Source organism: Pseudomonas sp. S9 (genome assembly GCF_000222125.1).
GTDB classification, from domain to species: domain Bacteria; phylum Pseudomonadota; class Gammaproteobacteria; order Pseudomonadales; family Pseudomonadaceae; genus Aquipseudomonas; species Aquipseudomonas segetis.
Map to the genome: position 1 here is coordinate 136,086 of NZ_AFFX01000010.1, position 23,245 is coordinate 159,330.

22 protein-coding genes are annotated in these 23,245 nt (G+C 57.7%); 8 read left to right on the top strand and 14 right to left on the bottom strand.

Annotation, left to right across the window (positions count from 1 at the left end):
• Positions 1 to 11 precede the first annotated feature (11 nt).
• The 3 genes from PSES9_RS0118180 to PSES9_RS0118190 all read right to left on the bottom strand — a co-directional run bounded on the left by PSES9_RS0118180 (position 12) and on the right by PSES9_RS0118190 (position 3,318).
• Positions 12 to 461: an NfeD family protein gene (locus tag PSES9_RS0118180; protein WP_010489379.1), complete on the bottom strand. Its 450-nt coding sequence runs from the start codon at positions 459 to 461 to the stop codon at positions 12 to 14.
• Positions 461 to 1,384 carry an SPFH domain-containing protein gene (locus PSES9_RS0118185; protein ID WP_010489381.1) on the bottom strand — a complete coding sequence of 308 codons (924 nt, stop codon included), beginning with the start codon at positions 1,382 to 1,384 and terminating at the stop codon, positions 461 to 463. The genes PSES9_RS0118180 and PSES9_RS0118185 overlap by 1 nt, the downstream gene beginning before the upstream one ends.
• Before the next feature lie 149 nt (positions 1,385 to 1,533).
• Positions 1,534 to 3,318, bottom strand: coding sequence for a GspE/PulE family protein (locus tag PSES9_RS0118190; protein ID WP_010489382.1), 1,785 nt, complete (start codon positions 3,316 to 3,318; stop codon positions 1,534 to 1,536).
• 358 nt (positions 3,319 to 3,676) lie between these two features.
• Between PSES9_RS0118190 and PSES9_RS0118195 the strand changes: the two genes are divergently transcribed.
• A complete protein-coding gene (locus tag PSES9_RS0118195) occupies positions 3,677 to 4,159 on the top strand; it encodes a hypothetical protein (RefSeq protein ID WP_010489383.1) in 483 nt (160 codons plus the stop codon).
• A gap of 281 nt (positions 4,160 to 4,440) precedes the next feature.
• Here PSES9_RS0118195 and tcuB read toward each other — a convergent pair whose 3' ends face one another.
• The 5 genes from tcuB to PSES9_RS0118225 form a co-directional block, all read right to left on the bottom strand.
• On the bottom strand, positions 4,441 to 5,622 hold the full coding sequence (gene tcuB / locus PSES9_RS0118200; protein ID WP_010489384.1) for a tricarballylate utilization 4Fe-4S protein TcuB: 1,182 nt from the start codon (positions 5,620 to 5,622) through the stop codon (positions 4,441 to 4,443).
• Positions 5,609 to 7,063, bottom strand: coding sequence for an FAD-dependent tricarballylate dehydrogenase TcuA (gene tcuA / locus PSES9_RS0118205; RefSeq protein WP_010489385.1), 1,455 nt, complete (start codon positions 7,061 to 7,063; stop codon positions 5,609 to 5,611). The genes tcuB and tcuA overlap by 14 nt, the downstream gene beginning before the upstream one ends.
• 122 nt (positions 7,064 to 7,185) lie before the next feature.
• Positions 7,186 to 8,127, bottom strand: coding sequence for a LysR family transcriptional regulator (locus PSES9_RS0118210; protein ID WP_010489386.1), 942 nt, complete (start codon positions 8,125 to 8,127; stop codon positions 7,186 to 7,188).
• Between the two features lie 281 nt (positions 8,128 to 8,408).
• Positions 8,409 to 9,383, bottom strand: coding sequence for a Bug family tripartite tricarboxylate transporter substrate binding protein (locus tag PSES9_RS0118220; protein WP_010489387.1), 975 nt, complete (start codon positions 9,381 to 9,383; stop codon positions 8,409 to 8,411).
• Between the two features lie 430 nt (positions 9,384 to 9,813).
• Positions 9,814 to 10,707, bottom strand: a complete 894-nt coding sequence (locus PSES9_RS0118225) for a LysR family transcriptional regulator (protein WP_029529640.1) — start codon at positions 10,705 to 10,707, stop codon at positions 9,814 to 9,816.
• Between the two features lie 246 nt (positions 10,708 to 10,953).
• Here PSES9_RS0118225 and PSES9_RS0118230 point away from each other — a divergent pair, with 246 nt between their 5' ends.
• From PSES9_RS0118230 to PSES9_RS0118240, 3 genes are all read left to right on the top strand, one after another.
• Positions 10,954 to 11,757, top strand: coding sequence for an NADPH-dependent F420 reductase (locus tag PSES9_RS0118230; protein WP_010489389.1), 804 nt, complete (start codon positions 10,954 to 10,956; stop codon positions 11,755 to 11,757).
• A 205-nt stretch (positions 11,758 to 11,962) separates the two neighbouring features.
• A complete protein-coding gene (locus tag PSES9_RS0118235) occupies positions 11,963 to 12,661 on the top strand; it encodes an NADPH-dependent F420 reductase (RefSeq protein WP_010489390.1) in 699 nt (232 codons plus the stop codon).
• 53 nt (positions 12,662 to 12,714) lie between these two features.
• On the top strand, positions 12,715 to 13,482 hold the full coding sequence (locus PSES9_RS0118240; RefSeq protein WP_010489392.1) for an SDR family NAD(P)-dependent oxidoreductase: 768 nt from the start codon (positions 12,715 to 12,717) through the stop codon (positions 13,480 to 13,482).
• A 275-nt stretch (positions 13,483 to 13,757) separates the two neighbouring features.
• On the opposite strand, the gene PSES9_RS0118245 is transcribed toward PSES9_RS0118240, so the two are convergent.
• On the bottom strand, positions 13,758 to 14,414 hold the full coding sequence (locus tag PSES9_RS0118245) for a glutathione S-transferase (RefSeq protein ID WP_010489394.1): 657 nt from the start codon (positions 14,412 to 14,414) through the stop codon (positions 13,758 to 13,760).
• Between the two features lie 185 nt (positions 14,415 to 14,599).
• Between PSES9_RS0118245 and PSES9_RS0118250 the strand changes: the two genes are divergently transcribed.
• Positions 14,600 to 15,163 carry a TetR/AcrR family transcriptional regulator gene (locus PSES9_RS0118250; protein WP_010489396.1) on the top strand — a complete coding sequence of 188 codons (564 nt, stop codon included), beginning with the start codon at positions 14,600 to 14,602 and terminating at the stop codon, positions 15,161 to 15,163.
• Positions 15,164 to 15,333: 170 nt separating this feature from the next.
• Here PSES9_RS0118250 and PSES9_RS0118255 read toward each other — a convergent pair whose 3' ends face one another.
• Complete coding sequence (locus PSES9_RS0118255) at positions 15,334 to 16,239, bottom strand: LysR substrate-binding domain-containing protein (RefSeq protein WP_010489398.1); 906 nt, start codon at positions 16,237 to 16,239, stop codon at positions 15,334 to 15,336.
• A 157-nt stretch (positions 16,240 to 16,396) separates the two neighbouring features.
• Between PSES9_RS0118255 and ycaC the strand changes: the two genes are divergently transcribed.
• Together ycaC and PSES9_RS0118265 are read left to right on the top strand one after the other, a co-directional pair.
• A complete protein-coding gene (gene ycaC, locus PSES9_RS0118260) occupies positions 16,397 to 17,026 on the top strand; it encodes an isochorismate family cysteine hydrolase YcaC (RefSeq protein WP_010489399.1) in 630 nt (209 codons plus the stop codon).
• A 193-nt stretch (positions 17,027 to 17,219) separates the two neighbouring features.
• Positions 17,220 to 17,672 (top strand): RidA family protein, encoded by a 453-nt coding sequence (locus PSES9_RS0118265; RefSeq protein ID WP_010489402.1) that lies wholly within the window; start codon positions 17,220 to 17,222, stop codon positions 17,670 to 17,672.
• Between the two features lie 424 nt (positions 17,673 to 18,096).
• On the opposite strand, the gene PSES9_RS0118270 is transcribed toward PSES9_RS0118265, so the two are convergent.
• The 4 genes from PSES9_RS0118270 to PSES9_RS0118285 form a co-directional block, all read right to left on the bottom strand.
• Positions 18,097 to 18,444: an antibiotic biosynthesis monooxygenase family protein gene (locus tag PSES9_RS0118270; protein ID WP_010489404.1), complete on the bottom strand. Its 348-nt coding sequence runs from the start codon at positions 18,442 to 18,444 to the stop codon at positions 18,097 to 18,099.
• A gap of 11 nt (positions 18,445 to 18,455) precedes the next feature.
• Complete coding sequence (locus tag PSES9_RS0118275) at positions 18,456 to 19,463, bottom strand: zinc-dependent alcohol dehydrogenase family protein (RefSeq protein ID WP_029529641.1); 1,008 nt, start codon at positions 19,461 to 19,463, stop codon at positions 18,456 to 18,458.
• A gap of 153 nt (positions 19,464 to 19,616) precedes the next feature.
• The gene (locus PSES9_RS0118280) at positions 19,617 to 19,919 is read right to left on the bottom strand and encodes an ArsR/SmtB family transcription factor (protein WP_010489408.1); all 303 of its coding nucleotides are present in this window, start codon (positions 19,917 to 19,919) and stop codon (positions 19,617 to 19,619) included.
• A 476-nt stretch (positions 19,920 to 20,395) separates the two neighbouring features.
• Positions 20,396 to 22,078: a 2-isopropylmalate synthase gene (locus PSES9_RS0118285; protein ID WP_029529642.1), complete on the bottom strand. Its 1,683-nt coding sequence runs from the start codon at positions 22,076 to 22,078 to the stop codon at positions 20,396 to 20,398.
• 305 nt (positions 22,079 to 22,383) lie between these two features.
• Between PSES9_RS0118285 and PSES9_RS0118290 the strand changes: the two genes are divergently transcribed.
• Entirely contained in the window at positions 22,384 to 23,148 is a 765-nt protein-coding gene (locus PSES9_RS0118290; protein WP_010489411.1) for an AraC family transcriptional regulator, read from the top strand.
• Positions 23,149 to 23,245: the final 97 nt, after the last annotated feature.

Sequence of the window (23,245 nt, forward strand, 5' to 3'; positions counted from 1 at the left end):
AGGTGCGCCGGTTATTTGATGGGCTCAACCAGGAGCAATACACCATTCTGGCCGGTGACCCGTACTGCGCTGCCAACAGGCAAGTCCGGGCCGCTGACCAGCCACAATGTATCGCCCGCCTTTATTTTGCCGCGCCCGCTGCTGATGGCTTCGTGCAGGGCGAACTGGCGACCCAGTAATTCGCTGCCGCGATCATTCAAGCCGGGTTGATCGGAGATTTTCCCAGCGTTGCGCTGGCGCCTCCACCATAAAACCGCGCTCAACACCGAGAGCACGGCAAACAAGACGAATTGCAGGGCCCAGGGCAATGCCGGAATCACATAGGTGATGATGCCTACACCAGCAGCGGCAACGCCAATCCACAACAGGTAACCGCCGGCACCAAATACTTCGAGTATCAACAGCAGGGTGCCTAGCGCCAACCAATCCCAGAACGTCAGGTGTTGTAGAAAATTGAGCATTACTTGGCCTGCTTGTCGCCGAAGGTGGCTTTGATGATTTCGCCAATGCCGCCGACCGAACCAATGATCTGGCTGGCTTCAAGCGGCATTAGCACCACTTTGCTGTTGTCGGAGCTGGCCAGCTTGCCCAGGGCATCGACGTATTTTTGCGCAACGAAATAGTTGACCGCCTGCACGTTACCATTGGCGATTGCTTCGGAAACCATGCGCGTTGCCTCGGCTTCTGCCGCAGCGGCTCGCTCCCGGGCCTCAGCTTCAAGGAAGGCGGCCTGGCGCTCGCCTTCAGCCTCAAGGATCTGCGCTTGCTTCTTGCCTTCAGCGGTCAGAATCGCAGCGGAACGCGAACCCTCGGCCTCAAGGATTTGCGCACGCTTCAGACGCTCGGCCTTCATTTGGCTGGCCATGGCGTTGACCAGGTCGGCGGGCGGCGTGATGTCCTTGATCTCAATGCGGGTGATCTTGATACCCCAAGGCGCGGTAGCTTCATCAACGGTGCGCAGCAGGCGCTCGTTGATGGCGTCGCGCTGGCTGAGCATGGCATCGAGTTCCAGCGAGCCCAGCACGGTACGGATGTTGGTCATCACCAGGTTGCGGATGGCGTGATCGAGGTTGTTGACCTCATAAGCGGCCTGTGCGGCATTGATCACCTGGGAGAAACACACCGCATCGATCTGTACGATGGCATTGTCGGCGCTGATCACTTCCTGGGGCGGAATATCGAGCACGGTTTCCATCACGCTGAGCTTGCGACCAATGCGGTCGACCAGCGGCACAATGATGTTCAAGCCCGGCTTGAGCGTGTTGGTGTAGCGCCCAAAGCGTTCAACCGTCCATTGTGAACCTTGGGGCACAACTTTGAAGCCCATGAAGACGACGGCGATTGCGAGGCCGACGAAGAGAAATATGACGCTGCCGATTTCCATGCAATTAATCCTTAATGTGGTCAGGCGTTGTTAGCAGGACATCTAAGCACAACTGAATTTTCAATGTCGCCAAGTGGCTCTCAGCAGAGGCATCGCGGCATCACAAAACGCTTTAATCACCATCCCCGACCTTGTCGCAGGCTGCCGGGTTAGCGTTGCTCGCTTTGTGGGGTCACGCGCAGCACTTCCTCGATTGTGGTCAGCCCGGCGGCCACCTTTTGCGCGCCAGACAACCGCAGGCTGCGCATGCCTTCCTTGAACGACTGGCGACGCAATGCAACCAGATCGGTCTCGGCGCTGAGCAGGGACTTGATCCCATCATTGAGCAACATGATTTCGTAAACCCCGGCCCGGCCGCGATAACCGGTGTCGCGACACTCCAGGCAGCCCACGGCCTTGTGCGCCCCGGTCGGCAGGGGCGCGTTCCAGGGCTTGGTCAGGCTTTGCCAGTCACTTTCGTCCAGCTCGTGCGGGGTTTTGCAGTGTGGGCAAAGTGTACGCACCAAACGCTGCGCCATGACGCCCAGCAGCGTTGCCTTGAGCAGGTAATGCGGCACACCCAGTTCCAGCAGGCGGGTAATGGCGCTTGGGGCATCGTTGGTGTGCAGTGTGGACAACACCAGGTGTCCGGTCAGCGCGGCCTGGATCGCCATTTCGGCGGTTTCAAGGTCACGAATCTCGCCGACCATGATGATATCGGGGTCCTGGCGCATCAGTGAGCGCACGCCGCTGGCGAAGGTCAGGTCGATATTGCTTTGCACCTGCATTTGATTGAAGGCCGGCTCGATCATTTCGATCGGATCTTCAATGGTGCAGACGTTGACTTCATCGGTGGCCAGCTGTTTCAGGGTGGTGTACAGCGTGGTGGTTTTGCCTGAGCTGGTCGGGCCTGTGACCAGAATGATGCCGTCGGGCTGGCCGGTCATGCCGGTCCAGCGCTTGAGGTCATCTGCCGAAAAACCCAGCTGGTCGAAGCTCTTTAGCAGCACTTCCGGGTCGAAAATCCGCATCACCAGCTTTTCACCGAAGGCCGTTGGCATGGTCGACAGACGCAGTTCGACTTCGCCGCCATCCGGGGTCTTGGTCTTGATCCGGCCGTCCTGGGGTTTGCGTTTTTCGGCAACGTTCATTCGGCCCAGGCTTTTCAAGCGGCTGACAACCGCCATCGTCACCTGCGGCGGGAACTGGTAAACGGTGTGCAGCACGCCATCGATACGAAAGCGCACGCTGCCTTGCTCGCGGCGTGGCTCGATGTGGATATCACTGGCGCGCTGTTGATAAGCGTATTGAAACAGCCAGTCGACGATATTGACGATATGCGCGTCGTTGGCGTCGGGCTCCTGGTCCTGCGCGCCAAGGTTGAGCAACTGCTCGAAGTTGCCGGTGCCGCTGACCTTCATGTCCACCGCAGTGGCGCCGGTAACCGATTTGGCCAGTCGGTAGAACTCGACGGTGAAGCGCTGGATATCAACCGGGTTGGCCACTACACGCTTGATAGGGCGCTTGAGTACATGGCGCAGGTCATCTTCCCAACTGCGCATCAGCGGCTGGGCACTGGCGATTGTCACCGCTTCCTGGCTCACCGCCACCGCGAGAATCTTGTGCCGCTGGGCGAAGGCGTAGGACATCAGCGGGGTAATCGCGGCGACATCGATTTTCAGCGGGTCGATGCGCAAATACGGCTGGTTGGCATATTCCGCCAGCCAGACCGTGAGGCTTTCAAGGTCGAGTTTCTTGCCGGGACGCGCTAGATCATCGAGCTGTTGCGCAGCCAGAAACTCCAGCGGGTGTTGTTGGTTCTTGACCGCACTTCGCCGGATCGCCAGGCACTGCTCGGCGTTGTCTTGATCCACCCGGCCTTGGGTAACCAGCTCGCGCAACAGGTCGCCAAGATCAAGTACGCGGTCGGGTGTGGACGAAGTCAGTACGGACATTGGTTTTCCTGCAGTCATTACGTAATGCACCTAGCTTGAAGCCAAGCGCGTGTCTTGTCAGCTAGCAGCTACTGATTCTGTAGATTAGTCGGCTGCACGTCGCTGTGCTGCGGCAGGTGGGCATCAGTTCAAGCGCGGCATAGGCTTTCCGCCTAGAAAGCTCGAAAGCGCAGGGCTCAACAACATGGCCTGGGCAATGGGTCTTGCTGGCTGCTAAAGGTTTGCCGAACAGTGCAGAGTAAGCGAACCCGATACAGGGCAATAAATCTGCCGCCTCGCCCGGCCAGGACTGTTTACAATATGACCGTGATTACTCCTGGCCATCAACATGGCTGAACCAGACAAGGAACCCGGCGCCATGGCCTCTCCAGATAAACAGCAAAAACGTGCCCAGCGGGCCAAAGCCAAAGCCAAGCAAAACCGTTCGGGCAAGTCCAGACCGAATGTGGTGCACCCGGTGCTGGCCAATCCGTTGATCAACGAGCCTTTCGATGATGTTGCCATCGACCTGAGCACCTTCGACTTCAAGGACATTGAAGAGAACGGTTTCGACCCGGCGCACTTCGACGACCTGTTTGAAGCGATGAAATACGGCGAAGGCATCAGCCTGCTCGCAATGTGCCTGGTTTTCTTGCAGTACCCGGTTCTGGAACTGGTGATCGCCGAGGAAGCACAAGACTCCGCCACCGACTTTATGATGGGCCTGCTGATCACCTATCGCGCAATCTTCCACGACGAAGACGAAGACACGGCAATCCAGTGGATCGGCGGCGAGGCCTTCCAAGCGGCCTACGACGAAGCATCGACCATCCTGCAAAAGAAAAATGCCCGCAGCGCCTGAGGTATTCGCACTTAAACGTGGGGAAGGAGATAGAGGCAGAACTTTGTTTTCGGCCAGAGGCGGATATCTTCCAGGGGCGGCTACCGGCCAAAAGCAGACGGTGAACCTTTTATATAATTGCATAGACTTGACCAGTCGTTTGCATTGGATTTGACCGGCACATGTGGTAGCTCGACGGGCAGAAGTCGGCTAGGACCAGTTACGATGCGCGGTCGATATCCGAACCATTCCGGCCAGCTGAAACTGCGACTGTTACCAACCTAGAGCCGGATCGTCGTATGTCAGTCGCTTCCCAGCTTCAAGTCGTTCGGCTGACGCTTCTCGATGGAGTACTTGAGCAGCGCCGCGCTGCGGAAGAAACCATGGGCAAACTTGCTGTAGGGCATGGTCAGAAAGAATGCCATCACCACCCCCAGGTGTATTGCTAGGAGCAAGGCCATTGCTCCAGTATCACGCCAGGCAAGTAAGGCCAGCCCCGTCAGGCTGATCAGAAGCAGCAGAAAAATAAAGCCGCGATCCATCGGACGCTGAGCAGCATCTCCATGGGCTGGATCTCGACGATAGTTCAGCACCAGTAAACCCACAGGACCAATGAACAAGCCGATACCACCCACTATTCCCAGCATCACCGGTAAGCTGAGCACCGGGTAAGGCGCCTCCAAACCCAGCAGGTAATGATACAGAGTGGCGACGCTGGTGGCTGCAAAGCACAGCATGAAGCCGTAGAAGGTCAAATGGTGAAAGCGACGACGCCACAGGGTGAAGCGATCACTGGCATTGTTGCAACCCAGGCCATGGCCACCGTCGAGGTATTTGAGCTTGAGCACTGCGCCCGAGGCTTCAGCCACTGCGGCTCCGCTGACGATGGCTTGCGTCTCGGCCGGAGAGATCCGCCGCCAGAAACGCGTCACCCCAATCAGCAGCGCTAGAACTGCAAAACCAAAGACACCGCCAAACATCAGAGCCAGGGTGTTATGCGGAAAGATCGCATAAAAGTCGCCGGCCAGTGGCCCAGGAAACAAAGTTCCGCGAGCCAGAAGGGTCAGCACCAGAAATAGCGCCAGACCGGCCGCTGAGGCCAACGCCAGGGTCAGGCCATTGTGCTTGTATAGCGCGCCGAAGCGTGCCGGCCAAGCGTACTCGGTGTAGGTATCAAGGCGGACCTTCGCCATCGCCTGGGGCACATTGACCGCGAACTCATGAGGGGCTGCATACTGACAAGCATGCAGGCAGGCGCCGCAGTTGTGACACAGGTTCGCGAGGTAATGGATGTCAGCCTTTTTGAATTCAAGGCGCTGGGTCATCGCTGGGAATACGGCACAGAAACCCTCGCAATAGCGACAGGCATTGCAGATATTTAGCTGCCGCTCGACCTCCGCTTCATCGAGGTTGAGCACCGAAATCAAGTTGTAGCCTTCGGCGCAGTCACTATCTTCACGGATATGCGGATCAGACAACTGCATGTTCTTGTCCTTCAGGAGTCACTTGGGAGGAGTAGCCGGCCGCCGCTGCCGCCTGGATGCCGGCAATACGGCCGAAAGCAGTGCCGATACTCATGCCGACGCCAGCCGTATAGCCTTTGCCCAGCACATTGCCGGCCATCATTTCACCGGCAACGAATAGGTTCGGGCTGGGCTTGCCTGCAAAATGAACGGCGGCGGTCTCGTCGGTTTTCAGGCCTAGGTAGGTGAAGGTGAGACCGGGCTTGAGGGCGTAGCCGTAAAAGGGCGGCGTATCAATCGGTCGAGCCCAGTGGGTTTTCGCCGGGCTGAGCCCTTCGGTATGACAGTCATCGAGCTGGGTATGATCGAAGCGGCCCACACGGCAGGCCTGGTTGTAATTCTCGACAGTCTTGATGAATACGGCCTCTGGAATATCCAGCTTACGGGCGAGTTCCCCCAAGCTGTTGCCCCTAGTGCCGGGGAATACAGGTGGCATGAAGTTGCCAACGGCCTTCTGATCGATGATCGAAAAGCCCACCTGGCCCGGCTGCTGCGCCACAAGACGCCCCCAGATGGCGTAGCGCTTAGGCCAGAAGTCTTCACCCTCATCATAGAAACGCTGCCCTTCGCGATTGACCACCACCCCGAGCGAGACGCAGTCGATACGAGTGCAGATGCCGCCGTCATACAGTGGCGCACGGGCGTCGATGGCCACCATATGGGCCTGCGTTGGGTCGCCAATTTTGTCTGCCCCGGCTGCGATCATGTGCTGCAGCAGGACCCCCATGTTGAAACGGGTTCCACAAATCAGAAAATTACCAGCCGGCCACTCGCCTCTCTCGTTTTGGCCCCAAGCTTCGCGCAACCATTCGCGGTTGGATTCGAACCCACCGGCAGCCAGCACGCACGTGCGCGCTTCGATCCGCTCTGCGGGTAGACACACGCCATTCACTACGCGCTCAGGGATCTGCGCAGCCACAAAGCGGCCATCCGCTAATTCCAGCGTATCCACCGGGGAGTCATAGCGAATCTGCACGCCCAACTTCTGCGCACTGCGGTAGTACGCATTGACCAAAGCTTTGCCGCCCCCCATGAAGAACGCGTTAGTGCGCGCAACGTGCAAGGCTCCTGAGAGCGGAGGCTGGAAGTGCACGCCATGGCTGCGCATCCAGTCCCGGCATGTCGAGGATGCCCGGATGGTCAGACGTGCAAGCTTCTCATCGGTGATACCAGAGGTGACCTTAAGCAGATCCTGCCAGTACTCCTCCTCCGGATAAGCCTCGACGAGCACGTCTTGCGGCGCATCATGCATGCAGCGCAGGTTGCGTGTGTGCTGAGAATTACCGCCGCGCCATTCCCGCGGCGAGGCCTCAAGCAACAGTACACTCGCGCCAGCCTCACGGGCCATGAGGGCTGCACACAAAGCGGCATTTCCGCCACCAATCACTAAAACATCAAACATATCGCCTCCTGTTTGCAAGGAGTCGATACTTCCGCCCCCTACTGTGAGGCGAATGTAGAACGTGCCCTAAATACTCGAAAGGCCCATTCCAACGAGAGGGCTTTAGTTTTATTAAAGACTTATCAGCGAGTCTTTGGTGCCTCGCTCAGCAAGCTTGATCCGGGCCAGCAACCGCTGCGTACGAGCTCGCGGGCGACGTCCACAATCACTACGCGCGCGGCCAGGGCCGCAGGAGAAAGCTCATCGTCGGACAGGCTAGCCAGAAGATTGCGGCGCCCTACATGGGCATCGCTGATCTGCACCACCCGCAAGCCGGACTCGCCCGAGCGAGCTGCAGCGGCGCCAGGCTGAATGGTCGCCGCATAGCCGGACCTGACCGTGTCCATCAGCACGGCCAGACCATCGATTTCCATGATGATATTAGGCTCTATACCCGTTCGCTCAAAGGCGCTCACTAAGGTACTGCGCAAGCCATGCTGCAGGCTGGGCATAACCAGAGGCAGGTTTCCCAGTTGCTGCAACTGGATGCTTTCGCCAGTGGGAGCTCCCTCGAGCGTGGGGGCCGCGATGACGAACAGGGTCTCATCTAGCAAGGGCATAACGCTCCAGCGCTTGCCGGTGTCGGTTTGAAACAGCACAGCGAGATCGAGCTGGCGGGCATTCAGCTGGGTCGCTAGGTGGCCCGAAAGACTCTCCACCAAATGCAACTGGATATCCGGATACTTCTCGCGCATCGCGCTGATCAGCGGCAGGGCCAGAACCGATGCGGTAGTGGGCGGTAAACCGACACTAACGTAACCACTCATGCGGCCCCGCTGCGCCGCTTGCACGGCATTTTCGGCCTGCCGCAGGGTGAGCTGGGCGTGATGCTGAAAAGCAACACCCGCGTTAGTCGGTACTACTCCAGTCGAAGTGCGGCTAAGCAGGCGCGTGCTCAATTCGCTCTCCAGCTTGCTAATTTGCTGGCTCAAGGCCGAGGTTCCGATGCCCAGTTCGAGCGCGGCGCGCCCCAGGCTTTTGTTCTCCAGCACAGCCAAGAAATAGCGTAACTGCTTGAGTTCCATAAGCTCATACCACCTTACTGCTGACGTGAGGCGGCCGCCGAAATATCAGTCGACATTACGAGGCGGCGACGCCAGAAGGAATGCAATGGGCCGGTTGTGGCTCGATTTTCAGCCTATGTGCAACATCAGTATGCAGGAGCTGAGCTTTGCTCACGACAGAAGATTCAGCGAAATGGCCGATGCTGTCCAGAAGCAAGCGATCAACTCGCGGAAAGCATAAAGCGACACAACGTTTGCTGAGAACGTTGTATCGCCTGCCGAAAGCCTGGAGGGTGCTGGCGCTATTCGATTAGTCCAAACTCACCGGCCAAGGACTTGAATTGATCAACCTGCTTATAGACAAACGCTTGTAACTCTTCGCCCGTCATCGCCATCGGCAGCAAGTCGCGCTGCTCACGCTGCTGGGTGAAGGCTTCGCTAGCCAACAGCACATCAAACTGCTGTTTCCACCAGTTATAATCCTCATCGCTCACTTCCGGCCCCATATAGAAACCACGCACAATGGGCCAGCTCGCATCGCAGCCCGATTCCTTGAGCGTGGGGATGTCGGCCAATTTACCCGGCAATCGCTGATCTGACATTACGGCCAGAACCCGCACCTTGCCCGCTTCAAGTTGTGCAGTCGATTCACCAATTCCGCTGGTTATCAGTTGCACGTGCCCGCCAAGCAATGCGGTAACTGGCTCGCCACCTCCTTCAAAGGCAACGTAGCGCAGCTTCTGAGGGTTGACGTTGGCACACCGGGCGATCAGTGCAGCTTGCATCCAGTCCTGACTACCAATCGTGCCGCCAGCCCCAATCACCAAGCTCGCGGGATCTTGCTTCAACGCCTGAACCAAGTCGTCGAACGTACGCAAGGGAGAGTCTTGACGCACGGTAATGGCACCGTAATCGGTGCCGATGGCCGCTAGCCACCTAACTGCCTTTTCGTTATAGCGACCAAATTTACCTTGGGCTAGGTTAAGTAGGGAGCCGCTCGACCACGCGGTAATGGTGCCAGGCTCATCTGGACGTTGAGCGACCACCGCGTTATAGGCAACGGCACCAATACCACCCGGCATGTAGGTAACTCGCATCGGTCGCTTCAGCAGACCCGCATCCTTCAAACCTACCTGTGCGAGTTTGCAGGTAATATCGAAACCACCACCCGGTTTTGCCGGGGCGATACACTCTGGTCGCTTGGGTTCGGCCTGCAACTGCGTGGAAAGCAACAACGCGGACATGGCAAGTGTTAGTGAGGACAGTACAGTCTTCATTTAGGTCTCCTTCAGGAGTCTTGTTGTTGTAGAATATGGCACTGCTCAATCGTGGCGAAACTGGCGTGTCGGTAGCACAGACTCAAGGTGCTGGCGGAAACACGAGCCAGACTCCAAGCAATGGACAGTTACTAATGACACCGCCGGTTAGCAGCTTTCTGAGTCAGTACAAACGATAGGGAGCCTATAGACGTGGCGAAAGCCCGCATTCCACATGAGGTGTTTATTTTTGCTAAAGACCAGGGGCTGTTGACGTATCAGCGTGACGCTCTTAGTCCGCCACTCATTCGCGCGCTTCTCTTGCTTCCCCCGCAATAACTGCCGAAAGCGAACTGAATCGCCTCGAGGTAGGGGCATCCGAAGGTCTGCTAGTGGCCGATTGCCGCCAGTTACAACGAGAGCATCTAACACAGTGTTAGCTGCTAGCGCCTCAGTTGTCCTTGAACGCACTTAGGCATAGATCCACAAAACTGCGCACTTTGGGGTCCATGTAGCGGCTGGATGCGAACACCGCGTGGACGGGCGCAGGCACCTCTGCCCATCCGGGAAGCACACAGCTCAGCGTGCCTTGGACCACATGCGGTTCAGCCATAAAACGGGGCAACTGTGTGATCCCGAGCCCGGTAAGCACGAGGTTTCTCGCAGAGACCGTACTGTTGACCGCACAGCGCGGGGACGCCGTAACCTTCTCGGTTTTCGCGCCGTTGACCAGCGCCCAGTTGGCGCGCCCGCGCGTCGTCTTCATGATCAGGTCGTGATGCTTCAGGTCAGCGACCGATGTAATTGCGGGGGCGCGTTTCAAGTAATCGGTGGCCGCATACAGCCCGTAATCCACTTCGCCGAGCTTGCGCGCGGAAAGGCCTGAGTCGTTCAGCGCGCCAACGCGAATGGCGACATCAAACCCTTCGTGAATGATGTCCACCAGGCGGTTTGTATATTCCGCCTCAACCGTCACCTTCGGCGCCAACCGCAGGAAGTCCGCCACCCAATTGTCCACCACCATCGTGCCGAACTCAGAGCCGGCAGTGAGCTTGAGCAGCCCCTTTGGTTCTCTGGACTGTTGTGCCACCGCCGCCTCGGCGGCCTCGGCAGCGGTAAGGATGCTCATGGCACGCTCGAAGTAGTCGCGCCCGACTTCAGTCACGCTCAGACGGCGCGTCGAGCGGGTCAGCAACTGGGCACCAAGCTTGTCTTCCATGCGACTGACAATGCGGCTGACGCGCGCCTTGTCTGTGCCTAGCCGGTCAGCCGCCAAGGTGAACGAGCCATCGGTGACGACGGCTGCGAAGACGCGCATTTCGGGTAAATCGATTGATGTATTCATGGACAACAGTATTTGATCGTGGGGCGTATTTATCAAGCCATGGGGCAAATCTAAAGTGCGGCCCATACAACAAGCCGTATGCCATCGACACAGCGGTGATACCCGCTGGATGCGGTTTTAAGCGGCCCGTAAACCAGACGCTCCCACCTGTTGTTGTGCGTTCGGCTTGCTTGCATGGCTTCTCACGGCGGATGTGTGTCTTACGCACGTGCCGCGCCGTTCTCCCCCTAGAAGGAAAGACTCAAGATGACACTTACCATCGGCATCATCGGCTCCGGGCTTGTCGGCAAAGCGGTTGCTCACCTGGCCACTGCAGCAGGCTACAACGTGGTTATCAGCAACTCCCGCGGCCCCGATTCGCTGGCTGGGCTGATAACAGAACTGGGCTCACGGGCTCGCGCTGGCACCGTTGATGAAGCGATTGCCGTTGCCGATATCGTTTCGCTGGCAATCCCTCTGGCAAATTTCGAAACCCTTCCCGCTGACAAACTCGTCGGCAAGGTGGTCATTGACCAAACCAACTACTACCCAGGCATCGGCGATTTTCGCCGCGCGGATCTCGACAATGGCGAGCTGACATCCAGTGAGCTGGTGCAGAAGCACCTGTGGGGTTCGAAGGTGGTAAAGGGCATCCACAACATCGGTTGGATCCATATGCAGCACAACGCCCGCCCGGTGGGCGATGCCGAGCGCACTACGTTGCCGATTGCCGGTGACGACCGTGATGCCAAGGACGCCGTGGCCCGCTTCATCGAGGCCGTTGGTTACAACGTGGTCGACGCGGGCTCACTGGAAGACAGTTGGCGGATCGAACCCAATACGCCGATCTATTTCTGGCCTTATGCGCCCGCAATCGCACCGGGTTTGTCCGATGCCGAGGCCAAAAAGGTCTATCAGCAGCCCGGCACCCCAATAGCTCCTGAAAAGGCCCGACAGTTGATCCGCAAGGCCGAACGCCCTTCTCCGATTGGCGGAACGCTGGAGGGCATGCCACCCATCCATATTGCGCTGTTCCTGGAGTTGGCCAGCGCCAATACGCTAAAAAAATAGACTCCACACCGAGCGCCCTTCGAGGGCGTTCGGTGCCTTGTTTTGCCAACGCTAAGCCATGGGTTCTGTCCGCAACATCCCGCCAATTCCTGAAACTATATTGTTGTCTGTAAAAGCAACGGTGTGTCGCTAATCGCTATATTTTTCTACTTCTCACGTTTGAATACAGTGGCCTTCCACGGTAGCAACGGGATGTAGAAAACACATGAAGATTGGCATTCTGAACACCGGCAACGTTGGCAGCCGACTCGCACGAGCCTGGGCCGGCGCAGGCCACCAACTGGTACTGGCCAAAGATGGCGAGGATCGCAAGATCGCACCTCTGCTGGCCGAACTGGGCAACCGCGCCACCCTCAGTACCCTCAAACAGGCAGCAGACTTTGGCGACGCCGTGTTGTTCTCGGTTTACTGGCCTCGGACGGATGCGCTTGTTGATGAGATAGGCGACGCGCTCGACGGCAAAATCGTGATCGAAACCATGAACCCCCTCGGCGTCACCAAAGACTTCGTGCACTTTCATGATGTCGAGTTTATGCGCGACAACTCGACCGCCGAGTACCTGCAAAAACGCCTACCCAACGCTCGGGTAGTTAAGGCGTTTAGCCAACTGGCCGCGCCTGTGCTCGAAGCCGCTGCCTGGGCCTCGTCGCCCACCAAGGCAAACGTTTTCTATGCCACAGACGATCAACAAGCCGGGCAAATCGTTCGGCAACTGATCGAAGACGCTGGCTTTACCCCCATCAACGCCGGCCCTCTGAAAGTTGCCCGACAGCTGGAGCAACTGGGCGTGCTTCTGCATCAGATCGCCGAGCATGAATACAGCGGCGACGCCGACCTGATTCGACTGGGCGCTGCCATTGTCGAAGCAAACCCAGGCCCGATCCTGCGCCAACGTACCGTTTGAACGGACGCTTACCGATCAGTTGATCATCCCTCCAGATTCACAAGGACACTCACATGTCACAGTCACTTATTGGAAAAACTGCGTTGGTCACCGGAGGCTCGCGCGGCATCGGTCGCACGATTGCTGAACGTCTCGCGCAAGAGGGCGCTACGGTGGCTCTGACGTACAACGCAAACAAAGCCGCTGCTGACGAAGTAGTCGCTGCCATCAGAAAAGCCGGTGGCAACGCCTTCGCACTTCACGCCGACCGGGTCGATGCAACCGCTATCGCCGCACTTTTCGAAGAGCTAGACAGCGAACTCGTCGACCGCAACGGCAGCAATGGACTCGATATTCTCGTCAACAACGCTGGCAACTCTGGGTGGGGCGGCCTAGCCGATGCCAGCCCGGAAAGCTGGGACACGATCTTCGCCGTCCACGCTCGCGCGCCATTCTTCGTAATTCAATCGGCGTTAAGCCGCTTCGTGAATGGCGGGCGGATTATCAACCTGTCCTCCAGCCTTGGTGCCCGCCCTTTGCCAGTCGTGCCGATCTACTCCATGGCCAAGGCAGCGATCAATAACCTGACTCATGCACTGGCAATGGAACTGGGCCCGCGCCGTATCACCGTGAATGCGGTGGCACCGGGTTGGGTGCGAACCGACATGAATGCCGCCGTGCGCGAGAACGCTGAGATGGTCGCCGCTATTGAGGCCGATACCGCATTGGGGCGCTTCGGTGAAACCGCCGATATCGCCGCAGTGGTCGCGTTTCTGGCTTCTGACCAAGGGTGTTGGATTACCGCACAAGTGATTGAGGCGAGCGGCGGATACAAACTCTGATTCACGGTTATACAGCGGTCTGATAGGTGCAGATTACGGCGATCGTTGTATTTTCTCCCGGGCCGCATCTAGCCGGATAGCAATATCTGGCTAGATCGCCGCATAAGCAGCTAGTACTCCTTTTGCTCCGACGTTTGCAACGCTTCGTCGACTTCAGGTACTGACAGTACCTTCAAGCTTTGTACGAGGCATCGTTTCTGGGATAAAGCGCGAGAAGAGAGCCTTCGGAGTTGCATCCGCTAATGACGACAGCGGATGCGCATTTGGCTCGATCATCAAACCCCTGGCGAGCCCTGTTCAACCAGAGCCTGCCAAGTCTTAACGCTGGGACGTTCTTGCATCCTGGAATGCCAGGCGCGCAACGCGACGCACGCTTCGGGCACCGCCAGCTTTACGAGGCCGGCGAAGATCATCCCGCCCAGAAGGGCGATGTCGGCCATCGAAAATGTGTCGCCGGCAACGAAAGGCTGATCCATAAGCAGACTGTCAAAATAATGCATGCCCCTGATCGCTTTCTCGCCCATTTTTTCGCCCCATTCAGCATTCTGGTACAACTCGACCTTCGGGCCTAGGCCTGGGGTAGCGTGATGGAAATACATGCTCACGGCATCGAGAAACTCAATTTCGGCGCGCTTGGTCATCATATGAATAAGCCCTTTCTCCAGAGCCGTTTTGCCGGAAAGGGTCGGCTCACCGTCGAGGCTGTCCAGGTACTGGGTAATTGCAGTGCATTCGGCGATCAGCGTGCCGTCCCCGAGTTCAAGCACTGGCAGGGTGCCGGAGTAGTTTATGGCGAGAAACTCAGGTGCCTTGTGCTCGCCGGTCCAGAGGTTTACCGATACGAACTCGACCTTTGATAGAAGGCCCTTCTCGGCCAGTGCGATACGTACTCGCGCTGGGTAAGGGCCATTGAACCAGTCGTAAATCTTCATTGAGGGAGCAGCGAAAGCCACTCGCTGATGCGGTGCAGTAGTCATCTGGAAGCCTACCTGTCAATTGGTAGGTAAAGCATGAGCCAAAGATTATGTCGCCGTCAACGCCAACCTACCAATTGGCAGGTAACAGCCAAATGAGTAAAGTACGCGGCACGAAAATGCGGCAAGGTGAGGCAGGCGACGTGAGTGAAAACGCTCGAGAGGCAATATTGGCGGCTGCGAAGTCAGCTGCACAGTTGCACGGATACAGCGGTATCAATTTCCGCAGCATCGCCGAAGAGGTTGGCATAAAAAACGCGAGCATCTACTACCACTTTCCCAGCAAGGCAGACTTGGCTGCCGCCGTTGCCGAACGCTACTGGCAGGACACGCTGGCTGCGCTGGAAGTCATACGGCTCGCTACCCCTGATCCGCGCCAGTGTGTGCAGCGGTACTCGTCCATCTTCCGTCAATCATTGGTGAACGGTAACAAACTCTGCCTGTCCAGCTTCATGGCCGCTGAGTACGAGGACCTACCCGATCAAGTGAGCAAAGAGGTCGAGGCCTTCGCGAACGTCAACGTGAGGTGGCTTGCTGAATGCTTGACGGACGCTGGATTGAGCGATGTGTTGAACAGTGAGCGTCGTGCTCGTGCCATCTACACCGCTATCGCAGGCGCACAGTTAATCGCGCGTACGAGGTCGGACATCGCTTTGTTTGACGATTTGATGTTGAGCTACCAGGAAGCGGGGTTGATACCAGCCTGAGCTCACGGCATTCATCACAGTATTTCCGCAACGTGCATGTAAACGATTCGGGCGTCGGCCTTTCCGGCCGTTGGACGGTGTCAATGTCTGCTTGTGGCCGAAAGCTGACACTAGTGACGGGCAACTCTCGGCCAATGCAGGTATTTATGGCTGCCCACCGCTCTACTAGATTACGCCATATCGCTCTGGCTAAACTCCTCGGCCAGGAAGTCGATCAGTGTGCGTACCGAGGGCAACAGGCCACGGCGCGACGGGAATATGGCGTGAACGATGCCGCACTTGGGCGCCCATCCCGGCAGCATCTCCACCAGCTTGCCAGCGGCCACGTCTTCGCGCACTGCCACCCAGGGCAGATGAACGATACCCAGACCGGCCAGTACGCCGTTGCGCAGGGCTTGCAGGTCGTCGGTTATCATCCGTGGCTGGTGCGCGATCACCTGCCGTCCATCGTCCGGGCCGAGTAGCTCCCACTGATAGTCCCGCCGTGACCCTCCCCAGTACAGGCTCGGCAAACGGCCCAGGTCCTCGGGCTTGAAGTTCTCTGGCAGCGAGGCCAGCAGGTCCGGGTGGCCGACCAGACGCTGGGTACTGGCGCCCAGCACTTTCATTATCATGTCGGTGTTTTCCAGCGGCGGGGAGCGCACCCGCAAGGCCACGTCGAAACCTTCATGCAGCAGTTCTACCCGGCGGTTGGTGCTCTCGATGTACAGCTCCACCAGCGGGTACTTGAGCATGTAGCGGGTCAGCATTGGCCCGACCCAGGAATTGAGCAGCGTTGTCGGGCAGGCCAAGCGCACCATGCCGCGCGGCTCGGCGCGGTTGCGTTCGATTACCTCCGCCGCGCCTTCGGCCTCCACGCGCATGGCCAGACAGCGCTGGTAATACTCCTGGCCGATCTCGGTAAGCGACAGGTGCCGGCTGGTGCGATGCAGCAGGCGCAAACCTAGGCGATCCTCAAGCTGGGCGATGCGCCGGCTGAGCTTGGATTTGGGCATCTCCAGCGCGCGTCCGGCTGCGGCGAAGCCGCCTTGTTCCACCACCTGGGTGAAGTAGTAGAGGCTGTTGAGGTCTTCCATAGATCGTTCCCTAAATAGAACGCTAGAGGCAATTTTCATAGTCTAGTGCATTGATCGTCTCGAATTTAATATTTCTTCCATGCAGTGACGCACTGCAAGGCAAACCAAACTCACCGGCATAGCCGGAACCCACTGAAAGTAAATCGAGGACTTCACCATGACCAACGCCACTTACAACCGCCTGGACAAAGACAATGCTGTCGTTCTTCTGGTCGACCATCAGGCAGGCCTGCTCTCCCTGGTTCGTGACATCGATCCGGACAAGTTCAAGAACAACGTGCTGGCGCTGGCTGATATCGCCAAGTTCTTCAACCTGCCGACCATCCTCACCACCAGCTTCGAAACCGGCCCCAACGGCCCACTGGTACCGGAGCTGAAGGAAATGTTCCCGGATGCGCCGTACATCGCCCGCCCTGGCCAGATCAACGCCTGGGACAACGAAGACTTCGTCAAGGCGATCAAGGCCACCGGCAAGAAGCAGCTGATAATCGCCGGTGTGGTCACCGAAGTCTGTGTGGCGTTCCCGGCCCTGGCGGCCATCGAAGAAGGCTTCGACGTGTTCGTGTTGACCGACGCTTCCGGCACCTTCAACCAGATCAGCCGTGACTCGGCATGGCAGCGCATGACCCAGGCCGGCGCGCAACTGATGAACTGGTTTGCCGTAGCCTGTGAGCTGCACCGCGACTGGCGCAACGATGTGGAAGGTCTGGCCAAGATCTGCTCCGACCATATCCCGGACTATCGCAACCTGATCACCAGCTACACCGCTTTGACTGCGGGTAAGTGATCTTTCTGAGAGGCAGAGCCGGAGTTCAAATTAGGCTTCGGTTTGCCTCTTGGCATTGCAGCAGGCGCTAGCGCAGGTGCTCTCGGCGTCCGCGTTTCTCTGTGCCATTGAGCACAGATATGCAGTTTTTTCTTCGTGCTCTTGGCCATCATCCTGCGACCACGAAGCAACTTCCTTACATGGAGAATCTGTGATGGCAAACCAAGGTAACCTTCCAGCAAAGAAAACTGCTAGCTTCGGTGTCGCCTGGGAGGGGCTGTACGGCTATGTACAAGCCGTTCAGGTCAAGGACACAATCTATCTTTCAGGGCAGTTGAGCCATGATTCCAAAGGCGATCTCATCGCCCCCGCTGACCTGAATCCGGAGGGAAAACCTGCTGATTTTTCCGCGATGGAAGCGCAGATGCGGCAGACCTACAAGAACATCGTCGATTTGTTGGCGGAGTTTGGTGCGGGGCTGGAGCACGTGGTAGAGGAAACTCTTTTCGTGATCGACGTTCCAGCGGCGTTCGCTGCAGCCGGTAAGGTTCGCAAGGAGTTTTATGGCGCCGAAATTCCACAGGTCGCCAGCAATCTCATAGGCGTATCTGGCCTTGCGTTCCCACAGCAGCTGATCGAAATCACTATCCGTGCAGTGGTTGAGTAATTCAGCTTACAGACTGCTGCCAGCTCGAGCGTGCATCAAGCCCGGTTTGGGCCACGGTCATCGCCGAGCGTCCCTGCATTGAGCTAGAGCGCTTGTTCCATAAAAGGAAAAGGTTCTCAGCATGCAGGAACTCCGTGAATTTCAATTGCTGCTACATCAGGCCGTAAGTCAGTGTCCACTTTTTGGCCGACTCCTGCTTGATGCTAAAGACTCAAAGCGGCCAGAAGTGACCAATCGATCTAGTCCTGATCACTGCCTACTTGGCTAGACCGCAATAAAATCATCGCACACAACAGCTGAATTTGATCTGACAACCCTGTGTTCAAGCCTACAATTGTCAGATCAAATCGCGATCACTGCAAATTAGCCACATCAAGCTTGTACATTCCTTAGCGCGACCAATTGTTTAAAGCCATTAAACCGTCTAAGACGCTGGCAACGTCCTATCAAAGAAGCTGTGCCGATCACCATCTTCTCCCGTCGTAAAAGCGGCGCCCTCGATGTGGTAGACCGTCGGTTCTTCTGGGAAATATTGCTCTAAACGTGCCATGAACACCTGATGGTCTTCACTCGCTTCGAAGCCCTTGTGATCCTCAAGGGATTGCCAGCGCACAATCAGGTTGAATCGTTCGGGCGTCTCTATTCCTTGGGCGAGCATGTGCCCGCCGTAACCCTTTGCCCGCCTGAGCAAAGGCGTGACCTCTGCAAAGGCATGCTTGAAGTTTTCGATATGTTCTTTGTGAACTGGCAGCAAAGCGATTTCATAAATCATGGGACATCCTCTCAATTTGAGTTCAACGGTTGAACATTCGCGCTGACGAGATGAGCCTGTGGCTCGACTGCAATCGCGATTTTTCCCCGGAGACCGTTATTGCGGCTCTCCAGCAGAGCATGGGCGAGACCAATGTCTGCAAGGGAGTAGACCGCGCCTACATGGGGTCGCAACTGACCACGTTCGACCAATGCACTCAACTCATCGAGCTTGCCGCGGTTTTGTCTGGTGAAAACGAAGTGGTAACTGGCATTCTTACCCCAGGCCTGCACCAGGTTTTGTGGCTGGGCAATGTCTACAATCGAGACCACGCGGCCAAGTTGCGCGAGCGCGTCGGGGCTGCGCGACAATGTGTTGCCGCCGATGGTGTCGAACACCACATCGACCCCGTGGCCATCGGTTTCACGCAGGATGGCGTCGACGTAATCCTCTTTCTCGTAATCAATGACTACATCGGCCCCCAGGCCTCGGGCGAACTCAAAGTTTGCTTCGCGTACGGTGGTGAACACCTTGGCGCCCATGGCTTTTGCCACTTGGATCGCAACATGGCCGACGCCTCCCGCGCCGCCGTGGACCAAGATGCTCTCCCCAACTCTGAGTGCCGCACGCACGACCAATGCTTCCCATGCTGTTCCGCCAACCAGGGTCAGGCTGGCTGCTTCGAGATGGCTCAGCGTCGATGGCTTCTTGCCGATAATGCTTTCGGCTGCAACGTGGTACTCGGCATAACTTCCAGGGCCGTCAAAAATTTGCGGGGTGTACCAGACTTCATCGCCAGGCACGAAATTCGTCACACCTGGCCCGACGGCTTCAACAACACCGGACACGTCATGCCCCGTAATGGCTGGCAGTGGCACATAGTCGGAATAGTCGCCACGTCGAACCTGGAAATCCAACGGATTGATAGAGGTTGCGTGTACCCGCACCAGAACTTCTCCTGCACTTGGCACTGGCTTGGGTACGTCACTTAGCTCGAATGATTCCGGTCCACCAAATGATTTAAGTATTTGCGCTTTCATTGTATATCCTTGTTTCGGTAAAAAGAGATATCGAGATTTTTCGATATTAAAAAACGGAAAAATTTACGGACGTTTCTCTTGGCTCAGTTCATTTCTAATGTCCTCTTCGGTAAAACGGAATATCGGGATTTATCGATATTTGATGATAAAAAATTACAGCTCCTTGCCTATGATCTCGGCAAGAGCACTTATGTTTGCTTCATTGCGCTTGTAGTAGGTCCATTGCCCGATGCGACGGACTTCAACTAGGCCCACTCGTTGCAGTGTCGCCAGGTAATCGGACACCGTCGATTGCGACAGGCCGACGCCTTCTTGAATGCTGCTTACACAAACCCCGACCGCATGAACGTCCCCTTCATCTTGTGGGGGGAAGTTTTTCTCCGGATCTTTCAACCCCTTGAGGATTTCAAGACGCGTGCGGTTGGAGAGGGCTTTGAATATTTCGATCAATTCCATGGGCTGGATAATATCGAGATTTACCGATATGTCAATGCGGTAATCAGCCGTCCGTCTGACATGCAATCCGAGAGTCGCTGCATTTAGGAGGCAGACATAGACGCAGACCTTACAGCTGTAGGCCGCTTGTGAGGGGACGATCTGTACTCAATTCGCTCTCGTCTTTTGAGGTCCGTGCGCTGCAAAGCGTAGATACAACTGCAAGGGGCCAGAACTGGTTTACATGTCGTACCACGGGGCGTAGAGCAGTAAACAGCTGCACAAGGTGAAGAAGAGAAGCTGATGATCGAGCCACGGGACATTTTGCACAAAGGCCCCCCAGGGTGGTGAACGAACTGCTACCAACCACCCATGGATTTGATTCGGTGGTGCGGGCTCTGCTTTTAGTGCTGGCGACATGCTACTTTCGGTCAGCGACGGACAATGTCTGCTGGCCGAAAGTGTCAGTGCTAGCAGGATAACTTCTTACGAAGTGATTAGCGGACAGCTAACTGCGCTGGGCCTCCTTCGAAGCGTGACACCGCAACGAGCAGTGCCTGGATCGACGCTGTCACGATGTTCGTGTGGCCACCGGCGCCGAATCGAGAGCCAGCCATGCCGGGCCAGGCCACTTCGACCAACGCAAGGGCCTGGGCTTGCGCGCCAGCACCCAAACTGCGTTCTTCGTAGCCGTCGACGCGGATGGGCAGGCCGGGGCCGGCCACTGCCGCGTCGATCGGACCCTTGCCCACGCCACGCAGACTTTGTTGGTGGCCGTTGGATAGCTCGATTTCCAGTATCAGGGCCTGGCCAGCGTCGTCCTCGAACAGTTGATGGCTGACATAGACAAGATTTCCACCCGAGCGCGCTGGTGCCAGGTAGGTGCGCTGGAAGAGTTCCCAGAGCTCGCTGCTGGCTAGTTCTGTCTCGCTGCTGTCCGCTACTTTCTGCACGATAGCGCTGAACTCCACCTGCATCCGCCGTGGCATCAGCACGTTGTGGTCTCGCTGCAGCAGGTAGGCAATGCCACCTTTGCCTGACTGGCCGTCGACCCGCACGATACTGTCATAGGTGCGTCCGCGCTCCTTGGGGTCGATTGGCAGGTAGGGCACTTCCCAGAAACCCTTGGGATCCTGTACGGCAAACCCCTTGGCGATGGCGTCTTGATGTGAGCCGGAGAAGGCGGTGAACAACAAGTCCCCGACATAGGGATGGCGCGGGTGGATTGGTAGTTCGGGGCAGGCCTCGGCAATTCGTGCCACTCCGGCGATATCGGAGAAGTCCAGGTGCGGGTCTATGCCTTGGGTGTAGAGGTTCAACGCCAGGGTTACCAAGTCGAGGGTGCCGCTGCGCTCGCCATTGCCGAACAAGCAGCCCTCCACGCGCTGGGCGCCTGCCAGCAGCGCCTGCTCGGCGCAGGCTACGCCAGTGCCGCGATCATTGTGGGGGTGAACCGATAGCACCACATGCTCGCGACGTTCCAGGCGCCGGTGCATCCACTCGATCTGGTCGGCAAAGACGTTTGGCGTCGCCACTTCCACAGTGGTTGGCAGGTTGATGATGATCGGCCGGTCGGGGCCGGCATCCCAGGTGCGGATGGCGGTGTTGCACATGCGCAGCGATACCTCCAACTCGGCCATGCAGAAAGTTTCCGGGGAGTATTGCAGCACCCACTCGGTCTCAGGGTGCACGGCTACCTTCTCCTTGAACGACTGCACGTGACGCATCACCAACTGCTCGATTTCGTCCACCGAGAGGCCGAAGACCACGCGCCGCCACACCGGGGCGATGGCGTTGTACAGGTGCACTATCACTCGCCGCGCGCCAGCTACGGCGCGCACGGTCTCGTCGATCAGGTCGTCTCGCAGCTGGGTCATGACCATGGGTGTGACGTCATCGGGAATACCATTCTCGTCGATCAACTGACGGATGATCTTGAAGTCGGTGCTTGAGGCAGCCGGAAAGCCCATCTCGATCTCCTTGAACCCCTGGCGCACCAGCTCGTTGAACAAGCGCAGCTTGCGCTCCCGGCTCATCGGCTCGAACAGCGCCTGGTTGCCGTCGCGCAGGTCGGTGGACAACCACACCGGCGCCTGAGTTAGGCGGCGCGAAGGCCAGCGGCGGTCAGGCAGGTCTATGACGGGGGAGGGGCGGTACCTAGTTTGTGGATTGCGGAGCATGGGCTGGGCCTCGAACGGGAAAACGGGTGGTATCGATCTCCCCTGTCCGCCATGGCGGTCTGCTTAAGGTCGGGATCTGGGGGAGATCGCAAGTCGCCGCCGCTCAGGCGGCAACAGACCCCGGCCGTAGCTCAGGGTTAGTAGCGTTAGTGAGGGTGGCGCAGCGTTCATGGCATGGTTCCGCAGAGACATGCGCCCAGTATAAGAAGCTGCAGGCCCGGATATTTACGGCAAATGGTCCATCGTTATCGCCAAATGGTCATTTCTGCGGCTAAGCTAGCCTGCCGCATGCCTTGGACTTGCCCATGGTCGACCACAGTTCTCTGTTCTACGATTCCCTGGCCATGCCAGTCACCGGTGTTGCGGTAGACTACCCCAGCGGCCATCAAGTGCCTGCCCACAGCCATCCCCGCGCGCAGTTGATCTATGCCATCTCCGGGGTGCTGGTGGTGGAGACCCCAGTGGGGCGATGGGTCATACCTCCGACCCGAGGCGTCTGGTTGCAGGCTGGCGTCGAGCACTCCCTGCGCATGCGCGGCACAGCCTGCATGCGCAGCCTGTTTGTTAACCCCGACGCCATCGAAGGGCTGCCGGTGGGCAACTGCGTGATCGATGTGTCGCCACTGCTGCGAGAACTTATCCAGGCTGCTACCCAAGTGCCAGCGCAGTACCGGGCAGAAAGCCGGGACGGTCGCTTGATGCGTTTTCTACTGGACGAACTTCGCAGCCTTCCGGTATTGCCTTTCCACTTGCCTTGGCCGAACGACGAACGCATAGCCCAGGTCTGCCGCGCCCTGGAGCAGAATCCGGCGCAGGAGGGTGGTGCCGAGTATTGGGCGGAACAACTCGCGATGAGCCCGAAAACCTTCCACCGGCATTTTCTTCGCAGCACCGGCATCACCTTCGGTCGCTGGCGCCAACAGGCGCGCCTATTGCTCTCGCTGGAGGCCCTGGCCGAGGGCCTGCCGGTGCTGCAAGTGGCCCTGCAGCATGGCTATGACAGCCAGAGTGCCTTTGCAGCAGCGTTCCGCCGACAGTTCGGCGTTCCGCCTTCGAGCTTCTACAGCTGAGCCTGGAACAGGGCTCGGAATATTGTTGGTCAAGGAGCAATTGGAGACAGGTTGGTTTTATGAAGCCAACAGCTACCCGCTGTTGGCATATCGACAA